Consider the following 21095-nt stretch of genomic DNA (forward strand, 5'->3'; position numbering starts at 1 on the left):
TCACCTTGCTGCTCGTACTGGCGCTTCCATTTGCCCAGCAGGCTTTCAGCGATGCCGAGCGTCTCGGCTACATGACGAAGCGGCGTGCCGGCAAGTACCTGGTCTACCGCCTCGCGTTTGAAGGATTCGGGAAAACGTCGTCTGGTCTGGGTCATGAACACTCCTTGCGGTGGACATTATCCACCTTAAGTCAGTGTCCACTCAGCCCGGGACAGACCAGACTTCATGTCAAAATTGCTCCTCGGTGGTCTGCGTGATCGAGGCCATCATCGTCTGTACGCAATTCACAGCCAAGAACCACGCCACAAAATCGAACCTCGCCATTTTGTAGCGCGCCAGGAACGATCCGCGTGCTGGACAGCTTAATCTCTGGCGCTCCGGATATTAACTCAAGAATAAATACCCTGACCAAATGGTTTAAGACTAATCAAACGTGAGGCGGTACAAGCTGTTCACTGCGTCGATTACGACAAAGCCACAACGTTAATTTAATTGGAATTATACGACTTTAGGGTTATTGATAAAAACACATACTTCCGATCAATAAAACCATCTAAGCCAGGATAGCCCTGATTTGACCTCAGTGAGACTGGGTGAATTTAAAACTTTTAAACAGGTACTCATACCTATTCGATACTTTCACCTCAAGATCGCCAACGGCCAAATATATCATACAGCTTTCTAAAATCTGTTTAACTAGAGACTTAAACTCCAAAGTATCGACCATAGTAATATGGCTTGATAAGTTTTCTTTGAACACCCCATCCCACTTTTCATCAGGGTGCTTTATCAGAAAACCTAAATTCTTTTTACAAACAAATAGAGCGTGATGCTTGCAATACCTATCTTTAGACACAAAGCTTCCGTCGTGAAAAACACTGTTCCGCAGACTGTAGAGGGATTTTATGTCTAGGCTCGACAGATCGGTAAAGCTGTGTAGTGCTGATTTAACCCCGGATGAAACATCATTTTTTTTAGATTTCCTCCCATAAAATGTCCCTATCTGATCGAGAATCGCAAAACCACACATCAGGGGGGTAAAGACTTCTGTTCTATAGTTATTAAAAGAGCATAAGAGATTTTCATACAAGTCGTGCAAGTTTGATACGAGAATTGCATCCTTAACAATATGCCGAGACTTTGAATAGCTTAAATGAAGATAAGCAAAATCTTCTCCAGTCAGCTTGAAAAGTGTTTTCTCAATCAAATTAGAATCTTCATACTCAGGGCGCACAAAAGGAACTATACAATCCATCACCTTACTCTTTTATATTTTACAGAGGGTTGTTTTACTATAGTCCGCCTCAGCCAAAAGCATTTAACCAATCATCAAACTCGTCAGCTGGCCAGATTGTTTTAGCCAGAAAAATCCCTATTATTTTGGCTCTAACACCTGAGTGCTGGAGCATCATCTTGGCTGCTTTAAAAGAAGCTCCCATCGTAATGACGTCATCGACAATTATCAGGTGCTGCTTAATTGGCAAAGCTAATAGATTAGTATCTACTAACATTGACTGAGAGAGTTCAGTCGGCGTTAGCCGATCACCTACATGTTGACTGGCCCTTAGGTTCCCCTGGACCAGTAACTCACGAATGTCCATATTTGGAGTTTGGCGTGCCATGCGCCTTAAAACTTTAGTCATGCGATCATCATAGTCAACATGTCCACGTGGTTTAGAGCACGGCATAGGAACGAAGGTCGAATTTTCCGAAACTATCGTTAGGTTAAGTTCTGAAGCTAGCAAGTCCCCCCAGAAATTTATTGCTTTGGCTTTATAGTAAAGCTCATTCTCAGAAGACGTTGGTCTTTTTTTCAGATTTAAAATTTGTTGATTCCCCTGGCTTACGTTGAACCCCCCGCCTGAAGTGTACTCCAAAAAGTGATAGCAACTATCATCATCATCCAAGTAGCGATAAGAATCATTGTCTAAGCGTATTGGCCTGGTCATCCGTGAGTAATCCGATAATGTCAGAGACGTTTTGCACCCGAACAGCACCTAGACTTTCAAATTTTTTAGGCCAGTTCAGATCGGGATTTCTAAAGCAGCTTTCCAAAATAAACAACTTTCTTTTTTGTGCCAAGGCAGCTCTAGCTTGGACTAAGGTGCCAGATGTGTTTCCTGCCTCAACAATAATCGTCGCCTTGGTCAAGGCAGACATTGTTACGTTCCTAGCAGGAAAAAAAAGTCGATTTGTTTTATAATTTTGATCTCGATATCGCAAGAAAGGGACTTGCGATATAACCAGGTGCCTTTGAGCAATATATTCTTGAAGTGATTTGTTTTCCTTAGGATAGTAATCATCAAGTGGTGTGCCTAGTACACCGATTGTGTTCCCTCCAGCAGCTAATGCGGCATTGTGCGCAGCTGTATCAATTCCTTTAGCTAATCCGGATACTACTGTAAAACCACTCTTTACAAGTTTGTGAGCTATAAGACCTGCGTGAAAAGAACCTTCCTCTGTTGGGTTGCGAGTACCAACAATAGCTACGCAGTCTGTCTCGACGAGTTCCCAATTCCCAAGGTAATACAAAACTTCGACCGGGTGGTCTGCATCGCGAAGCTTCTGAGGGTAGTCACCTGCGCCATTGACCCTGATCCCGATTTTTGAAAAAAACTCCTCACCTAAGGCGGACTTGAGATTTTGTAGAGCCTCCTCTATACGACTTTGATCGACTAAGTCTGACGGAATGGCTCCTGGGTTTTTTCTGAAAAGCTCTGCAAGATTTGCGAACCACGCGCCTTGGTTTTGCCAGAGCGACTCATAAGCGCACATTTCCTCTACAGGAGAAATAGGTCGTGAGTTGAATAGCGTCGGGTGGGTAAAGCTTGTGGTCATAAATTGGCTTTCTATCGCTATGTGTAGCATGGGCACTCCTTCGCCAGATTCTACTCTGGTGCTGGTCGATACTCACTCAGAGCTTCCTGAGTGCAAATCGTTTCCGGCTCTTAGGACTGTACGCGAGGCCTGCGCTCGCGTCATCCCACAGAGTTTTTTGCATAGCAGCGCCTGTACTTGAGTACGACCCCGGTCTCTTGATGCAGCAAAAACCTTAGGCTATGAACCACATAGGGCCATAGCGATCTGTCAGGTTGAGTGGCAAAAGGCCTCAGCTGGATTCTTCAAAATCAATCGATTCCCTGCATCAGCTTCCAGTCAGGTCAAACTTGGACCATGTGAACTTTTGACGAGCATCAAGCGCCAGCGCGCCATTTTTCACACTGACGGCAGTGTCTCTCTTGAGCTGCGGGCAGTTTAGACGAGATCCGTCAGCGAAAATCCGTCCGGGACACCGTCTAGTGTTGCTTGATGCGCAAAGAATTTATCTGGCCCGGTATTTCATCACCCCATCCGGCCAGCGTGGGCCTGGATATTGACCGGGCAGTGAGCTTGACGACTACCTCTTGAGTTCTTGACGAGGCTGGCGTTGGCCAAGCTACGCGAATGCCCGCAAAGCGTTGCCCTGCGTTGTTTTCAGCGTTCCCAGCGCTGGTGGCACCAGAAAAATCCGTCAAGACCTGTCCAAAACTTCGTCAAGGCCTGGTCAAGGTTCTAGCCATTTTAGACGGAGTGCATCTCTCTGATCCGTCCCAACCGCCCGCACACCAGGCCTGCAGCTGATTTCCCGGCGTTCGGCCTGCGGGTGCTGGCGCTGATCCGTCCAGAGCCTGTCCAGAATCCACGCCTCGAATTCTTGACGGGGTGAGGGCCTAAATTGAGCCACAGGCAGCGGCCCGGCTAGGCTCAGGTCCATATCACACCTCCCGACCCGTATAGTACCTGTCTAGAATCCGTCAGGGGTCTGTCATGGGTACGACATGGTCAAGACCTTTACTTAGACGGCCTTCAGCCCTGGGAAAACCTCAGACGCCCGGCCATAGGCGCTGCGGCTATCTGCCTGGCCTACATTCCGTCAAAGCGTGGTCAAACAAGCGCCCAGCACCACCGGCAATGTGAGACGGTGCCGGCCATCAGCTTTTACCAGCACGGCATGACATATAGTCTATGGTGCCCAAACTACGCGGGTTCCGTCTCATGCCTGTCTCACATTTCGTAAAGGCATGGTCAAAGTAGCTGGAACTATCATGCTGGATTTGGCTGTCGCCCATAGTGCCTTTCTCGGTGACAGTTTGGACACAAAGCAAGGGCGTTCTCTACAGTATCGTGCCCCCCATCAGCTAAGCGCGTTATGTGATGAACCTCCAGGTAAAGACTGCCATCCGGACGCTGAAATGGAGCGGGTAAACGACACCCTTCACAAGCTCCCTTGGCGCGAAGCAGTACCTCTGCCACGACATCGGGATTACGGCGAAATGTTTTTACGATCTGGTGCCTCACCTGAGGCACTGGATTGACATGGGCAAGACGTTTGGCCCGGTCAAAAGCAGAGTCAGCAATTGCGTCAGCGACCTGTTGAGCAAAAATCTCGTCTTCATCCACAGCCTTCGCCACAGGCGACAGTTCTGGAAGCAACTCCTCATAGAGGCTCCGGAGTGACGATTGCTTGGCCAGCTTTGTAGATTGGAAAGAATCAAGGTACTCGATATGGCCACCCAGCGATTGCAAAGCGGGGAGTAACGCAGAGTGGCCGACATCATTTTTCAATTGATTAATCATGTACCTCAACGCGTCCACCTTGGGCGTCAACTTGAGGGTTCTCCCCCTACGTAGCCCATCATACGCACCGAGATATGCACTGGCCGTCTTTGCGTTCAAACCGTACTCATTCTCCAGCGCTCTCCGCGCTTCGGAGGGAGTAATACTGCGACTCCAGATATTTGCACCAAGGCGATAAGCCTCCTGATACATCTGTTCAGTTACTGCCATCCTCGCCATATCGGCTCTCCTTGAGAAAAGTGGTCAGATATTATTCGCAGAGGCACATGGTGGCACTCTTACCATCATCGGCTGGCGCTGACCGGTGAGATTCGTGGTTTTCATGTGGTCATTCGCGGCAGGCCCACTGGCAGACTGCAATACCGTGGAAACCAGTGTGGGAACCAGGGCCTGGCAACCTCAACATTTCTCAACAGGCATAACGCCTAGGTTCGCGCCATGGGGGTTGCGAACCTAGCGTGCGAACCACCGGTGCGAACTGGCCCAGCACAAGCGCCGGAGTGCGTACCAACAGTGCGTACCTGGCTGCGTACCGCGGCAGGATCGCGCACGCCGACTGCGTGACGATCGTGTGTGAAGCGCTGCGCGAACTGGGCCCAGCACTGCCTGCTGGAACTGCCCATTTCGTGGATACCAGGGTGGATACTCACTATGCCCGGGAAGGCCTACAGGCGCTCATGCTTCCATTTGTAGCTGCTATACAGGAATGGGTGGCTGTCCTCCTTGGTAGTCTCCACAACTCGCAGCCTCACCTTAGTGCCGACCGGATAGGCCCTGATCTCCCTTGCGCACTCGATCTTCATGCCTCGCGGGAACGGCTCTTCACTCGCTGTGACGTACGCCATTCTTGCGGCGCGCAGGATCGTAAAAGACCTCAGCAACGATCGAGATGTATTCGTCTGGGTCATGCCTAAGTTCCCAAACCATGGTCGCGCTCCCTGTCTCCGTATGTGCGCTTACCGGAGTGAAGGCCTAGGTCAGCGACTTGTCAAAACCCGAGATGAGGGACAGCACCGCGGCTAGGCCAGACGTTGACAAATGTTGACATCGAAACGCCTCAGCACCGCGGTCCTGGCACCTGCCCTGTTAGCAAATGTTAGTGCCTGGCCCTGGCTGGTCACCCCCTCAACCTGTTAAGAATTGTCAAGGATGGCCTTACGTAGGAGTGACCGTGGAGTGCCTCCCGGAAACCATGCCCGGCTGGTTACCAGCACTGGTTGCCACCTCGCTCCCACAACCTGGCGCCAGTTCTGCGAGACAGACAACATGGCCCGATTCAGACGTTTTGGTCTGTCTCGTGGCACAAAACGGTGAGGTCGCATTTCGTGGCGCGATGTAGAGGAAGGCCATGGCAGGCTAGAACGCTGTAGGTGAGAGATCCATGCTCATGCTGGTATCGATCGAGATACGGTATTTCTTGATGGCGCCAGCATCCAATACGAATGAACGCTCTTTGAGGCCGCCACCGCATAAGGTAGTGGAGTTGACTCCCACGATTCTCTCGCCCGGCTCAAGGTAGAACTTGGCACTTTCCCCCGAAGCAATTTCAGCTGACTTCTTTCCGTCAATGTAGAGGATGGTGTTGCAAGCGCTGCCGGTGAAGCCTGAATCGCGAGTTACGACGAGCGTCCCGTAAGGACTGGGTGGTGTTACTTGAAACGCCAACAGGCGGCCTACTGGAACAGGGTCTGCCTGAGAGGAATGAATAGGGGATGTAGCACAGCCGGATAGCAACGCCATCCCGGCAGCGACGATATAGGCAATACGCATACGATCATCCATTTGTTGCGCAATGGGGCGCTGAAAGTAACACGCCCCAGTGCCTACGCTAAATCGTCCTTAGGCCTTGTCTTCGGCGTAGATCGAAGCCGAAATGATCGCCCCGCCCCAACGACGTTCGCCGATACAGATCGGGACAGGGTTACCACTGGCGGTGGTGTTTCGGGCTGAGCCGAAGGCGTAACTCGGCAGGTTCTCTGGCGCTCCGCTCTGGGACAGACCTTTAGCCTGGGGGCTAAGCATCTGGATGACTCCCCCGATAGCCATAGCAACTCCGGTCTGAACCATCCAAGGCTGCTGAGCAACTACACCAACCACGATCAAAACCGCTGCCAGCACAGTCTGCAGAACACCGCCGCGTTTACTGCCGGCGATGACAGGCACGATGCGTACCTCTCTAGCCCCTCCGCGCTCGAACTCATCCGCCCCAACGTTCTTCCGGTTCCTGAAAATGGCGAACCTCATACCCAGCGTCTCTAGTCGCTTGATCTCCTGTTCAAAGCCTTCCAGCGTTGCCTTCAAGGCACGGAACACCTCCCAGGTGTTTCGACTGTCCAGCAGGTAGTCCTTCTTGCGGAAGAACTTCCGAATCAGCGGGCCAGACAAGTACACAATGGTCATCTCTGGGGCATTGCGAACAATAGCGGCCATCGTTATTTCTCCTCTGCGCCAGCAACGCTTGATTTGGGAACATCCGCGCCGATCAGTTCGGCAAGAATCATGCGAGCGGCCATCGCATCCTCTCGGATGGTCTTTTCACGTTTCGGATCAAGGTTCCAGGCCGCACAGTGGCAGGTCACCTCAGCACAGGCGCACTTGCGCTCCGGTGTTGCTTGCCAAAGCTCCGCCGCGATCCTTGCCTCTTCCTCGGTGAAGTACGGGCCATCGAAGTCCTTACGCCCACCCTTCACGATGTCGCTCACTACCCAGACCTTGTAACCGCCCACCGCTGTGGGGTGTTCCTCAAAGTCAGTAATCTTGCATGCTTCGGCAAAACGCTCGCGGTGGGTTAGCTGTGAAGCCTTGCTGTTGCTTGGTTCTGTCATGCGTACCTCTGTGCGCCGCTGGCGCTGGTCATGGGCTGGTGCCCGGTAGTGTTGCTCTGTGTTGCGCCACGTTTTGCGAATCACGAAAACGTGGCGCGCAAAATGCTCACTTGCCGACGATGCTCAGGCTGGGCGGTAGCTTCGGGCCGAACGGCGCACCAGGTGCAAAGGGATCGGGTAGCAGGTGCTCAGGGCACTCCTTGATGAACTGGATCATGGCGGCGTGGCAGGCTCGATATAGCGGGCCACCGGCGCCCCATTCATCGCACTTACGGTCGGAGCTGTCCTCCAATCGGGCCAGGTAGGCCACTCCACGGAGGCTGGTGTCACCGTCTGCGCTGGCTTGCTGGCGATGTACTGGGTTGACGGCCAGTAGGTCGCACATCCGGTCGAAGCCCAGCGCTTGCGCCAGCCCCTCACGGTCGAACATCAGCGATTGGCCAAACCCGGCAAGCGCGCTCCACGCTCCGCAGCGGGTGGCCTCTTGGTGTTCCTGGGCTCGCAGCTCCAATTCAGCAATGGTTTGCCGGGTGAAGGGGAGGAATGCTTTCAACTTGCCCGCCTGCCTGCGTAGGGCTCGCCGTTCACTGCGGATAACGTCGAGCTGGTCGGCAATGGCGCGACAGATTCTCCGGGTGGTGATGAGCTGCGTGGTGGCGCTGACGCCAGGCTTCAAAGCGATGTTGCACAAGCGAGTGATAAGGCTGGGCGTCATTGGTGCGCCTCCATAGGTGTGGCGTCGTAGCTGGTGCGCAGGTGGGAGCCAGCCGTGCAATGGCGGCCTGTAGGCGCGTAGCAGGATCGACAAGCCATGATGTGGTTGAGGTATTGGTCGCGTGCCTGTCGCCATTCCAGCGTGGCGGTGGCGGCACTTGCGTGCGGGCTGGTGCAGAACTGGGGGGCACGCTCGGCGTAGTTGACCAACACCAGGCGCGGGCGAGGTTCAGGATTGCTCCGCAGTTTTGTGGGGTAGGCAGCGGTAACGATGGGTGGCATGTGATCGAGCAGCGCAGAAAGCAGGCTCATACCGCCACCTCGCCGCAATTACTCGTAATCCAATGTTCCTCTGATTTCAAAAACACCGGCAACAGCGGCAACAAAGGCAACAGCCTCGTAAACCGTGGCCTCCAGACGTTGCCGATGCTTCCAAATCGTTGCCACCAGTTTTGAACCGGCAACAGTGATAACCAAATGAGAGGGACGATGCCGTCTCTTATGTTGAAAATCAGGTGTGCGTTGCCAGTTGTTGCCACTCTTTTTATAGGGTGGCAACGGCTGTAAGCCACGTCCTGTAAGGCCGTTGCCGGTGTTGCCACTGTTGCCAGCGATTCAAGGTTCCTGTGAACTTGGGCAATTCGAGTAAATAGTGTTTGAGGGCTGGTCATGCGCCACCCCCTTCACGGTCAATGACCTCCGGATCGATCACATAGAGGCGTGCCTGGCCACCCCCAGGGAGGCGGTAGTTTTTGGTTTTGCGCTCGTTGTCGCGGCGGGCAATTACGTTCGCACCCTCGAGTGCTTTGACGATGCGAGACAGGCCGTAGCCGTGGGCTGCTTCAATCAGTGCCGGCTTGTTGAACAAGTACAGGCGGTTGTTTCCCACTAGCTCCCAGTAGCCAGCCCGGTTGAATACCTTGGTGTCGGGCGTTTGGTCGTCGATGTCGGAGAAGCGGCTGCTGCCGTGGCGGTCGATAAAGTCCAGGATGCCGGCGAGGATCTGGCGGTCTTCGGCGTTTCCGCTACCAACCCGACTGAGCCACTCCCCATAGAGCAAACGGCAGTCAGCTAGGGCGGTGCCGGGCTCCCAGGGCAGCAGGCCATAGGCGATGGCCATTTCCCCCGCCAGCGCAATGACGGCAAACCGATCTGCCACTCGACCGGCCTGGGCGTTGTCCTCCACGAAGGTGGCACGTATCCCGGCGAAGTCTTCTAGCAGTCCGGCGCGGTCATCACTGGCGAGCAGCTTCTCGACGAACGCTGGCCCAAGGTGGCCATGGTGAGCGCCGACGGCCACGGTGAGTTGGCGGTGGAAGTCCGCGCCCTCCAGACCGTGCAGTTCATCGAAGGCCCTATGGGTACGGGTGCCGGCGTTCACGTCGACCATGCGCAACTCGGCGCCAGCGTGGGCGGCATTGCCGGATATGGCCGCGTGTTCGGAGAGGGAGCGCTCGCCGCTGGAAAGTGTCAGCAAGCGCCAGCTCAGTTTGGCGCGGCCCTCACGCTCGCGGGTCATGGTGCCTTTGCCCTGACCGTTGGCGAGGGAGTAAGCCATTTCCTGTACGCGCTTGGGGTCTGCGCGCTTGATTTCGTCCAGGGGCAAGATGGTGTCGTTACGGCTTGAGGCTTCGATCTCCAGCCCGCCCTTGGTCATATCCCAACTGGCGGCGAACACCCCGGGGTCACCCCATACCGACGATCCGATCAGTTGCGCCAGGGACTTGCCGCTCGAGCTGTCGCCCACCAGGTGAACACCACCACCCAGTACACCGACCAGGCTGAGAAGTGGGCCGGCCAGTGAGCAGCCGATCGCCAAGGTGAGCACCGGGTTGCCGGCGCACTTTGCGGCGACCGCCGACTGCCACAGCGCCAACTCGCCGCGGCGGCTGAACAACACCTGGGCCTTGTTGCTGGCCTGGTAACGGACCTTGTCGCTGCCTATGGTGCGCCCAGGCAGCACGAACGCCCCCGACTCATGCCAGCCTGGCCGGCTGGTGGTGGCAAACACTTCTGCAGGATGCTGGTCGAGCAGGTATTCCATGAAAGTGCCGCGCTTCTTGAGGGCAATAATTACTCCCATGCCGAACAAGGCGCGGCGGGCATCCTCGCCACTGCCTCCGAACACCTCCATGGCGATGATCCATTCCTTTATGCCGCTTTCGGTCACCAGGCGCAGTAAACGTCCCTCGCTGCCATCGTCGCTGTTGGTCGTTCGAGCGACCACGGTTACAGGGCTGGCGATCCACTCATCAGTGATAGGGCGGTCGCCGGTATCGCTCTCGGCGTCGTCCTGGTCTGGAACACGCTTAAAGCCGTGCCAGTAGACGCCAGGGCGAAGCTTGCGCCCCTTCTCATTGGTGACCCAGTGCTCGTACACGGCCCAGCAGGGACGATCAGGCGCAATGGTCGCCGCATCTAGCCGAAGGTTGATCACGTTGATGTCAGGCTTGGACATTGGCGAGCTTCCAGTTGGCGAGGTCGTTGAAGTCGGTGAGGTCGCCGGGGGAGCCTTCTGGCCACTCAGGGAAAGCGACCTGGGCGCCGACGGCGGCCGCGGCGGCGTTCGCTGCTTTGCGCCCTGGGTTTCCATCGGTGAGCCGATCGTCGTCGCCGGCGATGACGATTGGTTGGCCCGGGTAGCGAGCGCGAAGGGCCATAGCTGCAGGGATCAAGTTGCCCGCGTTCATGGCGGCGGCAACGACGTAGCCGCCGTGCTGGTGGAGGCTGGCGGCCGTCGCCCACCCTTCGCAGATGCAGAGCACAGAGTCGGGTTTAATGATGCCCAGCGGCGAATAGGTGCCCTTGATCCGGCCGCCGAACAGGAAGCGCTTGCTGCCGTCCGGAGCAATTCGCTGCAGGTTGACCAAGCGGCCATCCAGGTACAGCGGGATCAGAAGGTCAGCACCACGCTGGCGTAAGCTGTAGGGGCGAACAGCCTTGGCGACCAAATACGGGTGGTCTGGCGAGGCGCGCCGCGCGTTGCGCCACCAGTGATTGGCCTTCTCTGCCGCTCGTTGTTGGCGCCGGTGCTGTTCGGCTTCGCGCTGGCGCCGGGCCTGATCCACTCGCTCACGGATCTGCGCGGCTTCATGGGCGTCTACTGGTTCACGGCTACACCAAGTGTTGGCGCCGCCGGACTTCCAGCTGCCGAACGCGCCGGACGCATTACCATCCAGGTAAAGCACATACCAACCGTTGAGGCTGCCGGGCTTGTCATCCGGGACGCGGAAACGATGGATGGCGCCGTCGGCCACGGGAAGCCAGTCGAGCTGGCCATAGACGACTTGGAGTGCATCACGAAATTGGATCGTTGCGTCAGTCATGCGGCCCCCTTCGGCGGGGTAAACCGCTTGGCCAAGCGTTCCAGTTCTTGGGTGAGGCGTTCCAGCTCATTGCAGTGCCGGCCTTGGTCGCCCTCCGAGATTCGCAGCTCCAGGAAGCCGACCAGGGTTTCCACCAGCAGCGCATAGCTGGCGCTGTCGATGTGCGCGCCAGTAGTGGGCGGCACGCCGCTACCCTTGCGCTTGATCGGAGTCACGTTACTCATGCTCCACCTCCAGGTGCTTAGCACTACGCAAAACTACGCCGCCGCACCGGGCAAACAGCTCTGTGGCTTTTTTCAGGCAAGCCGATCCCGCCAGCGCAAAAATGCGCTGTTGAAAAGTCGTCATGGTTTAGGCCCTGTTTGCTTTGAGGCGCTGCTTGATCAAGGATTCTTTCAGCGAATCAACTACAGCTCGCGCTGAATCCAAGGTGTGTTTCACCAGCCACGCCTCGTTGCCTACGAGTGAACGCTCGCCCATCGCTGCGGCGTAAATCGAGTCGTCGATCGTGCTGAGAAGGTCGGACACGCTTTCCATTGCATCCTCGATCGGAACGCCGGGGTTAACGATGAAAAGTGCCTGGTGCTTGGCGGCTTCGCCGGTTGGGTGGAAGCGGTGGCCTTCTACGGTGCTGATGTTCGCCAGGTTCATTGGTTGCCCTCCAATGCATCGAGCTTTTCCTGCAGCTCGGTAGTCTGGCAATCGAGGTAGTTCGCCCAGTCGTCTCCGAGGTACTGACCAAGACCAGTTAGGGCTTTGACGTTGTGTCCCTTGCCATAGGTGACGTCGGCGCTGACGGCATTGAGCAGCGCGGTCAGCCAGGTGATGTGCTCACGGCTGGAGTGGATCAGATCGATGGCTTCACCGCCGATCAAGGATGCGCTACGAGGCGAGCTGATCATTTCGCCTCTCCTTGTGCTTCCAGGGTGCGGACGATGGCCATGTGGCTGTTGTAGCGAGCGAGACGAACGGAAAGAGATGAGTTTGCGCGAAGGGCACTCAGGGCCAAACGGCGATGAGCAAAGGCGCGAATTGCGGACGGACTGAGAGCGTGCATGGATGTAGCCCCTTTTCTGAGTAGGAGCTGCCACTGATCGTCGCCAAACGAATTAGGGTGGCAGCTGTGCGCAGGTTGGCGAACCGGGGAAAAGGAACCCGGCAGACCCGAAGGTCTCCCACGCACAGCCACCATAAAACGGGAATGCGAGCACAAAAAAAGCGCCTGCAATCGTAATGGGGGCGCCTGTGCGCCTTTTCTATCCGAGTCGCCAAACCCGGTCGCTGATTTTGCAGCGACGACAAAACCATACCGGCCCTTACGATTGCATGCAAGGGACGTTATCGACCTGTCATCGGCAATCCTAAGAAGGCTGGTCATGCGGCATCACTCCGAAGGTGCTTGGCCGTCAGGCTCTGGATGTAGCGAAGTAGCGATGCCTTGCGGGCCGCGAAGTCCTTGCCCTGGCCGATCAGCAGCACGTCACGAATCTCGATCAGGGTGACCAGCAACAGCTCATGCGCGGTGAGCTCGTCGCGATTACGGCCGGCAAACTGGCCGGTGATCACCTGATTGATGAGCTTGGCCTCGTTGATGAAATGATGGCGCTGTGGAGTCTTTCCGTTCTCCTCGTAAGCGATCGCTAGAGCATCACACAGGCCGCGATAGCCCACTGCCGACTGTTGGCGCGCTTGCTGCCAGTTGGCCTGGTCACCGCGTACCAGTGCGTCGATCTGTTCGTCGCACCAGATTTCAAAATCCACAGAGAGCCAGCGGGCGAACTTCACTGCGAGTTTGGGGTGGAGCCAAGTTCCGCTGTTGGCTGTGTTGCCTCGACGGGTCGTCACCAGAGTAATACGGGGTTTTCCCGTATTACTCTGGTTCATCCTGCTCGCCAGCTTTTCGATGTACTCCTCGGTGGAGACAAGGCGAAGCCAGTCATTAGGCGCCTTGTCGAAGCGGGCGGCTGCAATGGTTGCATTGATCCAGCCGTCGGCATTGAAGGTGACAGCTTGGCCCTGGTAGTTGAAGGGAATGATGCGAGTCTTCATGGTGTCCCTCTGACCGATGGGTTGGTGCTGAGGTAGTACAAAGCCATGCCGCGGTGGGTACGACCTTGATCGTCGGTCAGCGTGAGGCGTTCCGTCATGATCCTGTAGCCCATGTCGCGCAGCTCGTTGATGCGTGCCCCTGGGCGAACGATGTTCAGTTCGCGGATGGCGGTGAAGGTGTCGATAGGGCCGGTTTGCAGACGTTCCAAAAGGCGAGCGCGCTGTGCCGTTCCGCTGGTATTCTCGACGTGAGTATTTTTGTGGCTGGCCTGTTGGTCGGCCTTTTTTTTGTTCATTAGGCCACCTCCCCACGAAGGGCGATGCGCTGGCGCACCCAGGCTTGGGCTTCAGCCAAAACCCAACCGACAGGTGCCCCCCGCGACTTGCTATCACTCAGCGGAACTGGGCGAGGAAAGGTCGGATCGTCTTTGAGGCGCTTGTAGATTGTCGGACGGGCATAGCCGGTGATCGCCGACAGTTCGCTGATACGGATTATTACCGTAGCCGGGTCGAACTGGTGAATAGGTGCAGCGCCTGGCGGCGCATAAGCTAGAGGTGTTTGCATGTTCTGTATCCCGATAGAGATTGTTGTGTTCTCAGGATCAGATTTAAAGTTGCTCTAACAGCGAATTGAAGTCATCGATACTTGCTATTTTCGTTCCGGACCGGCGATGGCCAAAAACTCATCCGGAATGTAGATGCGAGTTTCTGATTCCGGAATGGCTTCGCCGATTTTCAATTCCTACTTCAGTATCTCTCTAGTATTTTTTTCGTCCTCTATGACTTGTCCCAAATACTTTTCAAGCCTGGTAGTAGCCCTGATTAGGCGCACGGTTTCAAAGGTAATCGTTTGATCCATAAGGGGTTTTGTTACTTTCCTGATGCGTTCCCCCATGTCAACGTCTCTATCTTCAATGGATACGGATGCCGGAGGAAACAAGGCGTTGGCCATCTGACTATTGGTAAATCGCGTACCTGTGATGTCTGCTAATTGGTATAGGTCGAAGGCAGCCAAGATTCGGTACTTGTGCCACTTTTGAAAGTCGTCCTCACTGATTGGTTTTTTGAATCTTTCATTCATATCGCTTCTGACCCCGGCTAGCCATACGCTGAATGCTAACTTGAGTGTTTCATCGTCACTATTCAGATCTACCGTTATAGGAACGCCATGGCAAAACTCCGGCGCAAGCCACCCTACGTTTTCTAGCGCCTCCTTTTTCATAGAAGGAGCCTCTTGATAGATTGCCACCACTTCGTCTAAGAGCGTTGCTGGAGCATCCTTCCCTACCACAGAGCACACTTTTTGAAACAGCATTTGCCAAGCTGGATCGTTTGACCAAGAGGCCGATATGACTGCTAGATCCGCGGCGTTCATTGATCTAACTGGGAACGGATCAGTGTGATGCTCGACGGCGAAGTCCTCTGGTAAGCGCCCGGCGAATACTTTGAAGAAGTCAATTTGCTCTTTTTTTGATAGTAAGGGCTTCACATCAAGATACATGGCTCGCATATCTATGCTGACGCCCCATTGGTCATGCGAAAGGGGTATCTGATAGGTTTCCAAATTGAACCATTTTGGAATTTCGGCTTTTGCCATGTTCGCCTCCCAGGCGGTTCCGTAACTAGATAGATCGGCCAACAATACGAATGGGAAGTCCGCTTTTCGCTCCGTCGAGCTAGGCCAGCCGAAAACCGTTGTCTGCTCGAATACTGGCTATCCGCACAGTAATGGTATTCAGTCTATATCTGTCTACGCAAATTATGGAAGGCCCGCTTCAGGCCCTTTTGATCGGAACCACATTGGCATTCAGCTCAGCACGATGCGCATAGTCGTATGGGGTAACGTGCTTCTCGCGGTTCGCATCGAGGTAGTCCGCCCACCACTGAACCATCAGCCGGCGCTCCTCGATGTACTCAGCCTTGTGGATGTAGGCGGCTCGCACGCTGTTGCGCTCTTGGTGGCTCATCTGGCGCTCTACCGCATCCTTGCCCCACAGCCCCGATTCGACCAGTGCAGAACAGGCTATGGCTCTGAACCCATGGCCACACACTTCGGTTTTGGTGTCATAGCCCATGCGCCGCAGAGCCTTGTTCACCGTGTTCTCGCTCATGGGCTTCCAGTGGTTGCTATCGCCGGCAAACACCAGGTCGAAGCGTCCAGTTAGCTGGCGCACCTGCTCGAGCGTAGCCAGGGCCTGGCGACTCAATGGCACCAGGTGGGGAGTGCTCATCTTGGAACCTCGATGGGAGTTCTTCACACCCTCGATCTGCTGGCGCTCGCCAGGGATCTCCCACATGGAGCGGCCGGTGTCGATCTCTGGCCAGCGAGCGAACCGCAGTTCACTGGACCGGATGAAGACCAGCAGGGTGAGCTGTGTTGCTAGCCGGGTCAGCGGGCGACCGGTGTCGCTATCGATTCTTTGCAGCAACTCAGGCAGACGATCCAGCGCCAGCGCAGGTCGGTGGATTGTTTTGCGCGTTGCAGTGGCGCCCTGCAGGTCCACTGCCGGATTCGTGTCTATATGGCCATGCTGGACGGCCATGCGCATGATCCCTGTCATGTACTGCCGCAGCCGGCTGGCAGTATCCAGAACTTCACGCTTCTCCACGGCCTTGAGCGGCGCCAGAAGGTCGCGGGTCTTCAATCCAGCCACCGGGCGCTGGCCCAGGGCTGGGAGCAGGTAAGTTTCGATCCGCCGCCAAATCGTCGCGGCATGGCCTGGAGACCATTTCTTCGAACATGCCTCGTGCCAATCCTTGGCCAGCACGCCAAAGGTGTTGGCCCTGGCATTCGCCGCCTCGATCTTTCCTTGCCTGGCGTTCTCGATCGGGTCTCTACCATGCGCCAGCAACTCCAGAGCTTCGGCACGGCGCTCCCGTGCTGCCTTTAGGGTCAACGCTGGATAGTTGCCGAAGGTGGCCAACCCTTCCCTGCCATCAGGCCGCTTGAACTTCATGCGCCAGATTTTGCTGCCGTTCTTCTTGACCAGCAGGAACAGGCCCTGCCCGTCGAACAGGGTGTAGTCCTTGTCTCGCGGCTTGGCGGCCTCGCATTTGGGGTCTGACAGGGGGGTAACGGTGCGTGCCATAGGTATACGTTTTCTCGTCGAACCGGTGTATACCCTAACGTATACCTAAAACAGGTATATACCTAGAGACAGAACGAAATAGGCAGAAACAAGAAAACCCTTACTAGGCTGGATTTTCAGGGGGTTCCGTATACAGGGAGAGACGTATCGGAACAGCTGGATGGTGCCGGAGACAGGAATCGAACCTGCGACCTTCGCGTTACGAGTGCGCTGCTCTACCGACTGAGCTACACCGGCGTGGGCTTAACCTAGCACCGGCGCCCGGGGCGCGCCAGGCAAGAGGGCAAAGAGATATCAAGCGCAGATAGCAAAACGCCCCGAACCAGTCGGGGCGTTTGCTTGTTCAGCGTGAGGCTAGCGGGTGATCAAACGCCCGAAGCCTTGGCTGCCGCCACGTCCTTGATGGACAGCTTGATACGGCCGCGGTTGTCCACGTCCAGTACCAGCACTTCCACTTCCTGGCCTTCTTTCAGGATGTCGGTGACTTTCTCTACGCGAGCGTCGCTCAGCATGGAGATGTGCACCAGACCGTCCTTGCCCGGCAGGATGTTGACGAAGGCACCGAAGTCGACGATGCGCTCAACCTTGCCCAGGTAGATCTTGCCGATCTCGGCTTCTGCGGTGATGCCCAGGACGCGCTGGCGAGCTGCCTCTGCCGCTTCCTTGGTTTCGCCGAAGATCTTGATCGAACCGTCGTCTTCGATGTCGATCGAAGCCTTGGTTTCTTCGCAGATCGCGCGGATGGTGGCGCCGCCTTTACCGATGACGTCACGGATCTTGTCGGTGTCGATCTTCATCGCGATCATGGTCGGAGCGTTGGCCGACAGCTCGGTACGCGACTGGCCGATCACCTGGTTCATCTGGCCGAGGATATTCAGGCGAGCTTCCAGGGCCTGGCCCAGGGCGATCTCCATGATTTCTTCGGTGATGCCCTTGATCTTGATGTCCATCTGCAGCGCGGTTACGCCTTTGGCGGTACCGGCTACCTTGAAGTCCATGTCGCCCAGGTGGTCTTCGTCACCCAGGATGTCGGTCAGGACGGCGAACTTCTCGCCTTCCTTCACCAGACCCATGGCGATACCGGCAACCGGAGCCTTCATTGGTACACCGGCGTCCATCAGGGCCAGGGAAGCACCGCAGACCGAAGCCATGGAGCTGGAGCCGTTGGACTCGGTGATTTCCGATACCACACGGATGGTGTACGGGAACACGTCGGTGTCCGGCAGCATGGCCTGGACGGAACGACGGGCCAGGCGACCGTGGCCGATTTCACGACGACCAGCACCGCCCATGCGGCCACACTCGCCCACCGAGAACGGCGGGAAGTTGTAGTGCAGCATGAAGGGGTCTTTCTTTTCGCCTTCGAGGGTGTCCAGCAGCTGGGCGTCACGGGCAGTACCCAGGGTCGCGACGACCAGGGCCTGGGTTTCGCCACGGGTGAACAGGGCCGAACCGTGGGTCTTGGCCAGAACGCCGACTTCGATATTCAGCGGACGTACGGTGCGAGTGTCGCGGCCGTCGATACGTGGCTTGCCGTTGACGATGTTCTCGCGAACGGTGCGGTATTCGATCTCGCCGAAAGCGGCCTTGACGTCGGCAGCCGATGGCTGGCCTTCTTCGCCGGAGAGCTTGGCGACCACTTGGTCCTTCAGCTCGCCCAGGCGGGCATAACGGTCGGCCTTGACGGTGATGGTGTAGGCCTGGGAGATGGCGTCGCCGAACTCGGCGCGGATGGCACCCAGCAGCTCGGTAGCTTCGGCGGCAGGCGCCCAGTCCCAAGTTGGCTTGGCAGCTTCGGCGGCCAGTTCCTTGACGGCCTTGATCACCGACTGGAATTCGTCGTGGGCGAACAGCACGGCGCCCAGCATCTGGTCTTCGGTCAGTTCCTTGGCTTCGGACTCAACCATCAGTACCGCTTCTTCGGTACCGGCTACGACCATGTCCAGGCTCGAAGCAGCCAGTTGCTCGTAGGTTGGGTTCAGCAGGTAGCCGGTGCTTTCGTGGAAAGCGACGCGAGCAGCGCCGATCGGGCCATCGAAAGGAATGCCGGAGATGGCCAGGGCAGCGGAGGTACCGATCATCGCAGCGATGTCCGGATCGGTCTTCTTGCTGGTGGAAACCACGGTGCAGACAACCTGCACTTCGTTCATGAAGCCTTCTGGGAACAGTGGGCGGATCGGACGGTCGATCAGACGCGAGGTCAGGGTTTCTTTCTCGGAAGGACGGCCTTCACGCTTGAAGAAACCACCAGGGATCTTGCCGGCGGCGTAGGTTTTTTCCTGGTAGTGGACAGACAGAGGGAAGAAGCCTTTGCCTGGATCGGCTTGCTTGGCACCCACTACGGTCACCAATACGCTGACGTCGTCGTCAACGGTGACCAATACTGCGCCGGAGGCCTGACGGGCGATACGGCCAGTCTCGAGGGTTACGGTCGACTGACCGAACTGGAATTTCTTGATTACCGGGTTCACGGTGTCCTACCTTCTTTGTGGCTCTTGGGGAAACTTGTGTTCTTGCGAAATTCTTGGGCAACAGCGGGAATCGGCCCAGCCTTTATTGTCCAGGTAAAACTACAGCCCAGATAAAACTTGAGGCTGGAAGCCTGCCATACGCCGGCGGAAAAACCGCTGACGCATGGCAAGCAACCAACCTCATAGCGCAATCGCTGATTAGCGACGCAGACCCAGACGACCGATCAGGGTGCTGTAACGGCTCAGGTCCTTGCCCTTCAGGTAGTCCAGCAGCTTACGACGCTGGTTTACCATGCGGATCAGGCCACGACGGGAGTGGTGGTCTTTACCGTTGGCCTTGAAGTGACCTTGCAGTTTGTTGATGTTGGCGGTCAGCAGTGCAACTTGCACTTCTGGCGAACCAGTGTCACCAACAGCTTGCTGGTAGTCGGCTACGATCTGAGCTTTTTCTTCAACGCTGAGTGCCATGTGGGCATTCCTTATATCAGGAAACTGTTCAAGAACAGTTTCAACAGGCCAGGGACAAATCCCTGTATCTAAAAAAGAGTGGTGACCGTGCCTGCTGACAGCCACACTCGCCAGCCCGCTGTTACCCGGACTGGTTTCGGTCACTCTGACCGAATCAGTCGACGCGGCGCGATGCGCCCGTCTTCGCTCACTTCACCGATACCGATGAAGCGACCGTTGTGATCTTGTACCCGCACCATGCCGAACTTCGGTGCATCGGGAGCGCGTACCGGTTGGCCATTGAGCCAGTAGAACGCACTGTGTTCCGAGAAGTGCAGCAAGGGCCAATCCTGCAGGCCGCTATCCGATGGCATCAGGAAACGATCAACCGCCTCGTTGCCACCTTCGGCATGCACTGCCTCGAGCTCTTCCAGAGTGACCGTCTGGGCCAGGCTGAAAGGGCCGGCCTGGGTCCGCCGCAGTTCCGCGACGTACGCACCACAACCGAGCTTCTCACCAATATCCTCCACCAGGGTGCGGATATAGGTGCCTTTGCTGCAATCCACCGCCAGGCGAGCGGTGTCACCTTCGCAGGCGAGCAATTCCAGGCGCGCAATAGTAACAGAACGCGGTTCGCGCTCCACCACTTCCCCTGCACGAGCCAGCTTGTAGAGAGGCTGGCCATCGCGCTTGAGGGCGGAGTACATCGGTGGTATCTGCTTGATTTCACCACGAAATTCCGGCAATACCGCTTCGATATCGGCACGACCAACGGTCACTTCGCGGGTACGCAGGACTTCGCCTTCGGCATCCGCGGTGCTGGTGGTCTTGCCCATTTGCATCAGGGTTTCGTAACCCTTGTCGGAATCGAGCAGGTATTGCGAGAACTTGGTGGCCTCGCCGAAGCACAGCGGCAGCACGCCGGTGGCCAGGGGGTCGAGGCTGCCGGTATGGCCGGCCTTCTCGGCATTGAGCAGCCAGCGAACCTTCTGCAATGCCGCGTTGGAGGTGAAGCCCAGGGGCTTGTCCAACAGGATGATGCCGCTGACGTTACGGCGGATACGCTTGACCTGGGCCACCGCTTACTCCTTGGTGTCTTCAGGAGCAGAGGCTTCGCCGTGCAGGCTGTCTTCAGCCACGGCACGCTCGATCAGCGCCGACAGGTGCGCGCCACGGGCCACACTCTCGTCGTAATGGAAGTGCAAATGCGGCACGCTGCGCAGCTTCATTTCGCGGGCCAGTTGCATGCGCAGGAAACCTGCAGCCGAGTTCAGCACCTTGATGCTCTGGGCGATGGACTCGGCGCCTTCCTGGCCCATGACGGTGATGTAGATCTTCGCGTGGCCGACATCGCGGCTGACGTCCACGGCGGTGATGGTCACCAGGCCGACACGTGGATCCTTGACTTCGCGGCGGATCAGTTGCGCCAGTTCGCGCTGCATCTGATCGCCGATGCGTTGGGTACGGCTATATTCTTTTGCCATGTCTTGTTACCTGTTACTGCCTCACGGCGAAACCCGTGTGGTCTGAAAGCGGCAAACGCCCGGCCTGGCAGAA

25 protein-coding genes and 1 tRNA gene are annotated in these 21095 nt (G+C 56.4%); all 26 read right to left on the bottom strand.

The window, feature by feature from the left end; translation table 11 throughout:
* Positions 1–155: transposase (locus tag GDH07_RS32990; RefSeq protein ID WP_152899710.1), on the bottom strand; the 155-nt coding region annotated here is incomplete at its 3' end.
* A gap of 425 nt (positions 156–580) precedes the next feature.
* The gene (locus tag GDH07_RS30390) at positions 581–1255 is read right to left on the bottom strand and encodes a hypothetical protein (RefSeq protein WP_152899711.1); all 675 of its coding nucleotides are present in this window, start codon (positions 1253–1255) and stop codon (positions 581–583) included.
* 49 nt (positions 1256–1304) lie between these two features.
* The gene (locus GDH07_RS30395) at positions 1305–1907 is read right to left on the bottom strand and encodes a hypothetical protein (protein WP_152899712.1); all 603 of its coding nucleotides are present in this window, start codon (positions 1905–1907) and stop codon (positions 1305–1307) included.
* 13 nt (positions 1908–1920) lie between these two features.
* A complete protein-coding gene (locus GDH07_RS30400; protein WP_218584755.1) occupies positions 1921–2868 on the bottom strand; it encodes a DNA-processing protein DprA in 948 nt (315 codons plus the stop codon).
* Positions 2869–4083: 1215 nt separating this feature from the next.
* The gene (locus GDH07_RS30405; RefSeq protein WP_178124135.1) at positions 4084–4836 is read right to left on the bottom strand and encodes an HNH endonuclease; all 753 of its coding nucleotides are present in this window, start codon (positions 4834–4836) and stop codon (positions 4084–4086) included.
* Positions 4837–5973: 1137 nt separating this feature from the next.
* Entirely contained in the window at positions 5974–6387 is a 414-nt protein-coding gene (locus GDH07_RS30415; protein ID WP_218584756.1) for a DUF2846 domain-containing protein, read from the bottom strand.
* A 69-nt stretch (positions 6388–6456) separates the two neighbouring features.
* Positions 6457–7047, bottom strand: a complete 591-nt coding sequence (locus GDH07_RS30420) for a tail assembly protein (RefSeq protein WP_152899714.1) — start codon at positions 7045–7047, stop codon at positions 6457–6459.
* Positions 7048–7049: 2 nt separating this feature from the next.
* Entirely contained in the window at positions 7050–7442 is a 393-nt protein-coding gene (locus tag GDH07_RS30425; protein WP_152899715.1) for a hypothetical protein, read from the bottom strand.
* A gap of 106 nt (positions 7443–7548) precedes the next feature.
* Positions 7549–8157 (bottom strand): hypothetical protein, encoded by a 609-nt coding sequence (locus GDH07_RS30430; protein ID WP_152899716.1) that lies wholly within the window; start codon positions 8155–8157, stop codon positions 7549–7551.
* Positions 8154–8468 (bottom strand): hypothetical protein, encoded by a 315-nt coding sequence (locus GDH07_RS30435; RefSeq protein ID WP_152899717.1) that lies wholly within the window; start codon positions 8466–8468, stop codon positions 8154–8156. Before GDH07_RS30435 ends, GDH07_RS30430 begins: the two co-directional genes overlap by 4 nt.
* Positions 8465–8827 (bottom strand): hypothetical protein, encoded by a 363-nt coding sequence (locus tag GDH07_RS30440; protein ID WP_152899718.1) that lies wholly within the window; start codon positions 8825–8827, stop codon positions 8465–8467. The genes GDH07_RS30435 and GDH07_RS30440 overlap by 4 nt, the downstream gene beginning before the upstream one ends.
* Positions 8824–10614, bottom strand: coding sequence for a DUF927 domain-containing protein (locus GDH07_RS30445; RefSeq protein ID WP_152899719.1), 1791 nt, complete (start codon positions 10612–10614; stop codon positions 8824–8826). The genes GDH07_RS30440 and GDH07_RS30445 overlap by 4 nt, the downstream gene beginning before the upstream one ends.
* Positions 10601–11482, bottom strand: a complete 882-nt coding sequence (locus GDH07_RS30450; RefSeq protein WP_152899720.1) for a toprim domain-containing protein — start codon at positions 11480–11482, stop codon at positions 10601–10603. The genes GDH07_RS30445 and GDH07_RS30450 overlap by 14 nt, the downstream gene beginning before the upstream one ends.
* Positions 11479–11706 (bottom strand): hypothetical protein, encoded by a 228-nt coding sequence (locus GDH07_RS30455; RefSeq protein WP_152899721.1) that lies wholly within the window; start codon positions 11704–11706, stop codon positions 11479–11481. Before GDH07_RS30455 ends, GDH07_RS30450 begins: the two co-directional genes overlap by 4 nt.
* A gap of 127 nt (positions 11707–11833) precedes the next feature.
* Positions 11834–12133: a DUF3077 domain-containing protein gene (locus GDH07_RS30460; protein ID WP_152899722.1), complete on the bottom strand. Its 300-nt coding sequence runs from the start codon at positions 12131–12133 to the stop codon at positions 11834–11836.
* Complete coding sequence (locus tag GDH07_RS30465; protein ID WP_152899723.1) at positions 12130–12384, bottom strand: hypothetical protein; 255 nt, start codon at positions 12382–12384, stop codon at positions 12130–12132. Before GDH07_RS30465 ends, GDH07_RS30460 begins: the two co-directional genes overlap by 4 nt.
* Positions 12385–12856: 472 nt before the next feature.
* Positions 12857–13531 carry a KilA-N domain-containing protein gene (locus GDH07_RS30470; RefSeq protein WP_152899724.1) on the bottom strand — a complete coding sequence of 225 codons (675 nt, stop codon included), beginning with the start codon at positions 13529–13531 and terminating at the stop codon, positions 12857–12859.
* Positions 13528–13827 carry a helix-turn-helix domain-containing protein gene (locus GDH07_RS30475; RefSeq protein ID WP_152899725.1) on the bottom strand — a complete coding sequence of 100 codons (300 nt, stop codon included), beginning with the start codon at positions 13825–13827 and terminating at the stop codon, positions 13528–13530. Before GDH07_RS30475 ends, GDH07_RS30470 begins: the two co-directional genes overlap by 4 nt.
* Positions 13827–14096, bottom strand: coding sequence for a helix-turn-helix transcriptional regulator (locus tag GDH07_RS30480; RefSeq protein ID WP_152899726.1), 270 nt, complete (start codon positions 14094–14096; stop codon positions 13827–13829). Before GDH07_RS30480 ends, GDH07_RS30475 begins: the two co-directional genes overlap by 1 nt.
* Before the next feature lie 177 nt (positions 14097–14273).
* Positions 14274–15128 (bottom strand): DUF6387 family protein, encoded by an 855-nt coding sequence (locus GDH07_RS30485; protein ID WP_152899727.1) that lies wholly within the window; start codon positions 15126–15128, stop codon positions 14274–14276.
* A gap of 178 nt (positions 15129–15306) precedes the next feature.
* Positions 15307–16620, bottom strand: coding sequence for a tyrosine-type recombinase/integrase (locus GDH07_RS30490; RefSeq protein WP_152899728.1), 1314 nt, complete (start codon positions 16618–16620; stop codon positions 15307–15309).
* 161 nt (positions 16621–16781) lie between these two features.
* Positions 16782–16857: transfer RNA gene (locus tag GDH07_RS30495), tRNA-Thr, on the bottom strand.
* A 128-nt stretch (positions 16858–16985) separates the two neighbouring features.
* Positions 16986–19091 (bottom strand): polyribonucleotide nucleotidyltransferase, encoded by a 2106-nt coding sequence (pnp, locus tag GDH07_RS30500; protein WP_053136947.1) that lies wholly within the window; start codon positions 19089–19091, stop codon positions 16986–16988.
* A gap of 198 nt (positions 19092–19289) precedes the next feature.
* Positions 19290–19559 (bottom strand): 30S ribosomal protein S15, encoded by a 270-nt coding sequence (rpsO, locus tag GDH07_RS30505; RefSeq protein WP_022642180.1) that lies wholly within the window; start codon positions 19557–19559, stop codon positions 19290–19292.
* A 140-nt stretch (positions 19560–19699) separates the two neighbouring features.
* Positions 19700–20617, bottom strand: a complete 918-nt coding sequence (gene truB, locus GDH07_RS30510) for a tRNA pseudouridine(55) synthase TruB (RefSeq protein WP_053136944.1) — start codon at positions 20615–20617, stop codon at positions 19700–19702.
* Between the two features lie 3 nt (positions 20618–20620).
* Complete coding sequence (rbfA, locus tag GDH07_RS30515) at positions 20621–21022, bottom strand: 30S ribosome-binding factor RbfA (RefSeq protein ID WP_152899729.1); 402 nt, start codon at positions 21020–21022, stop codon at positions 20621–20623.
* Positions 21023–21095 lie beyond the last annotated feature (73 nt).

Origin of the sequence: Pseudomonas piscis (assembly GCF_009380155.1) — a bacterium.
Lineage (GTDB): Bacteria > Pseudomonadota > Gammaproteobacteria > Pseudomonadales > Pseudomonadaceae > Aquipseudomonas > Aquipseudomonas piscis.

Excerpts from the sequence above, each read along its gene's own strand:
- GDH07_RS30390 (WP_152899711.1), bottom strand. The coding sequence starts at position 1,255 with ATGGATTGTATAGTTCCTTTTGTGCGCCCTGAGTATGAAGATTCTAAT.
- GDH07_RS30400 (WP_218584755.1), bottom strand. The coding sequence starts at position 2,868 with ATGCTACACATAGCGATAGAAAGCCAATTTATGACCACAAGCTTTACC.
- GDH07_RS30405 (WP_178124135.1), bottom strand. The coding sequence starts at position 4,836 with ATGGCGAGGATGGCAGTAACTGAACAGATGTATCAGGAGGCTTATCGC.
- GDH07_RS30415 (WP_218584756.1), bottom strand. The coding sequence starts at position 6,387 with ATGCGTATTGCCTATATCGTCGCTGCCGGGATGGCGTTGCTATCCGGC.
- GDH07_RS30420 (WP_152899714.1), bottom strand. The coding sequence starts at position 7,047 with ATGGCCGCTATTGTTCGCAATGCCCCAGAGATGACCATTGTGTACTTG.
- GDH07_RS30425 (WP_152899715.1), bottom strand. The coding sequence starts at position 7,442 with ATGACAGAACCAAGCAACAGCAAGGCTTCACAGCTAACCCACCGCGAG.
- GDH07_RS30430 (WP_152899716.1), bottom strand. The coding sequence starts at position 8,157 with ATGACGCCCAGCCTTATCACTCGCTTGTGCAACATCGCTTTGAAGCCT.
- GDH07_RS30435 (WP_152899717.1), bottom strand. The coding sequence starts at position 8,468 with ATGAGCCTGCTTTCTGCGCTGCTCGATCACATGCCACCCATCGTTACC.
- GDH07_RS30440 (WP_152899718.1), bottom strand. The coding sequence starts at position 8,827 with ATGACCAGCCCTCAAACACTATTTACTCGAATTGCCCAAGTTCACAGG.
- GDH07_RS30445 (WP_152899719.1), bottom strand. The coding sequence starts at position 10,614 with ATGTCCAAGCCTGACATCAACGTGATCAACCTTCGGCTAGATGCGGCG.
- GDH07_RS30450 (WP_152899720.1), bottom strand. The coding sequence starts at position 11,482 with ATGACTGACGCAACGATCCAATTTCGTGATGCACTCCAAGTCGTCTAT.
- GDH07_RS30455 (WP_152899721.1), bottom strand. The coding sequence starts at position 11,706 with ATGAGTAACGTGACTCCGATCAAGCGCAAGGGTAGCGGCGTGCCGCCC.
- GDH07_RS30460 (WP_152899722.1), bottom strand. The coding sequence starts at position 12,133 with ATGAACCTGGCGAACATCAGCACCGTAGAAGGCCACCGCTTCCACCCA.
- GDH07_RS30465 (WP_152899723.1), bottom strand. The coding sequence starts at position 12,384 with ATGATCAGCTCGCCTCGTAGCGCATCCTTGATCGGCGGTGAAGCCATC.
- GDH07_RS30470 (WP_152899724.1), bottom strand. The coding sequence starts at position 13,531 with ATGAAGACTCGCATCATTCCCTTCAACTACCAGGGCCAAGCTGTCACC.
- GDH07_RS30475 (WP_152899725.1), bottom strand. The coding sequence starts at position 13,827 with ATGAACAAAAAAAAGGCCGACCAACAGGCCAGCCACAAAAATACTCAC.
- GDH07_RS30480 (WP_152899726.1), bottom strand. The coding sequence starts at position 14,096 with ATGCAAACACCTCTAGCTTATGCGCCGCCAGGCGCTGCACCTATTCAC.
- GDH07_RS30485 (WP_152899727.1), bottom strand. The coding sequence starts at position 15,128 with ATGGCAAAAGCCGAAATTCCAAAATGGTTCAATTTGGAAACCTATCAG.
- GDH07_RS30490 (WP_152899728.1), bottom strand. The coding sequence starts at position 16,620 with ATGGCACGCACCGTTACCCCCCTGTCAGACCCCAAATGCGAGGCCGCC.
- rpsO (WP_022642180.1), bottom strand. The coding sequence starts at position 19,559 with ATGGCACTCAGCGTTGAAGAAAAAGCTCAGATCGTAGCCGACTACCAG.
- rbfA (WP_152899729.1), bottom strand. The coding sequence starts at position 21,022 with ATGGCAAAAGAATATAGCCGTACCCAACGCATCGGCGATCAGATGCAG.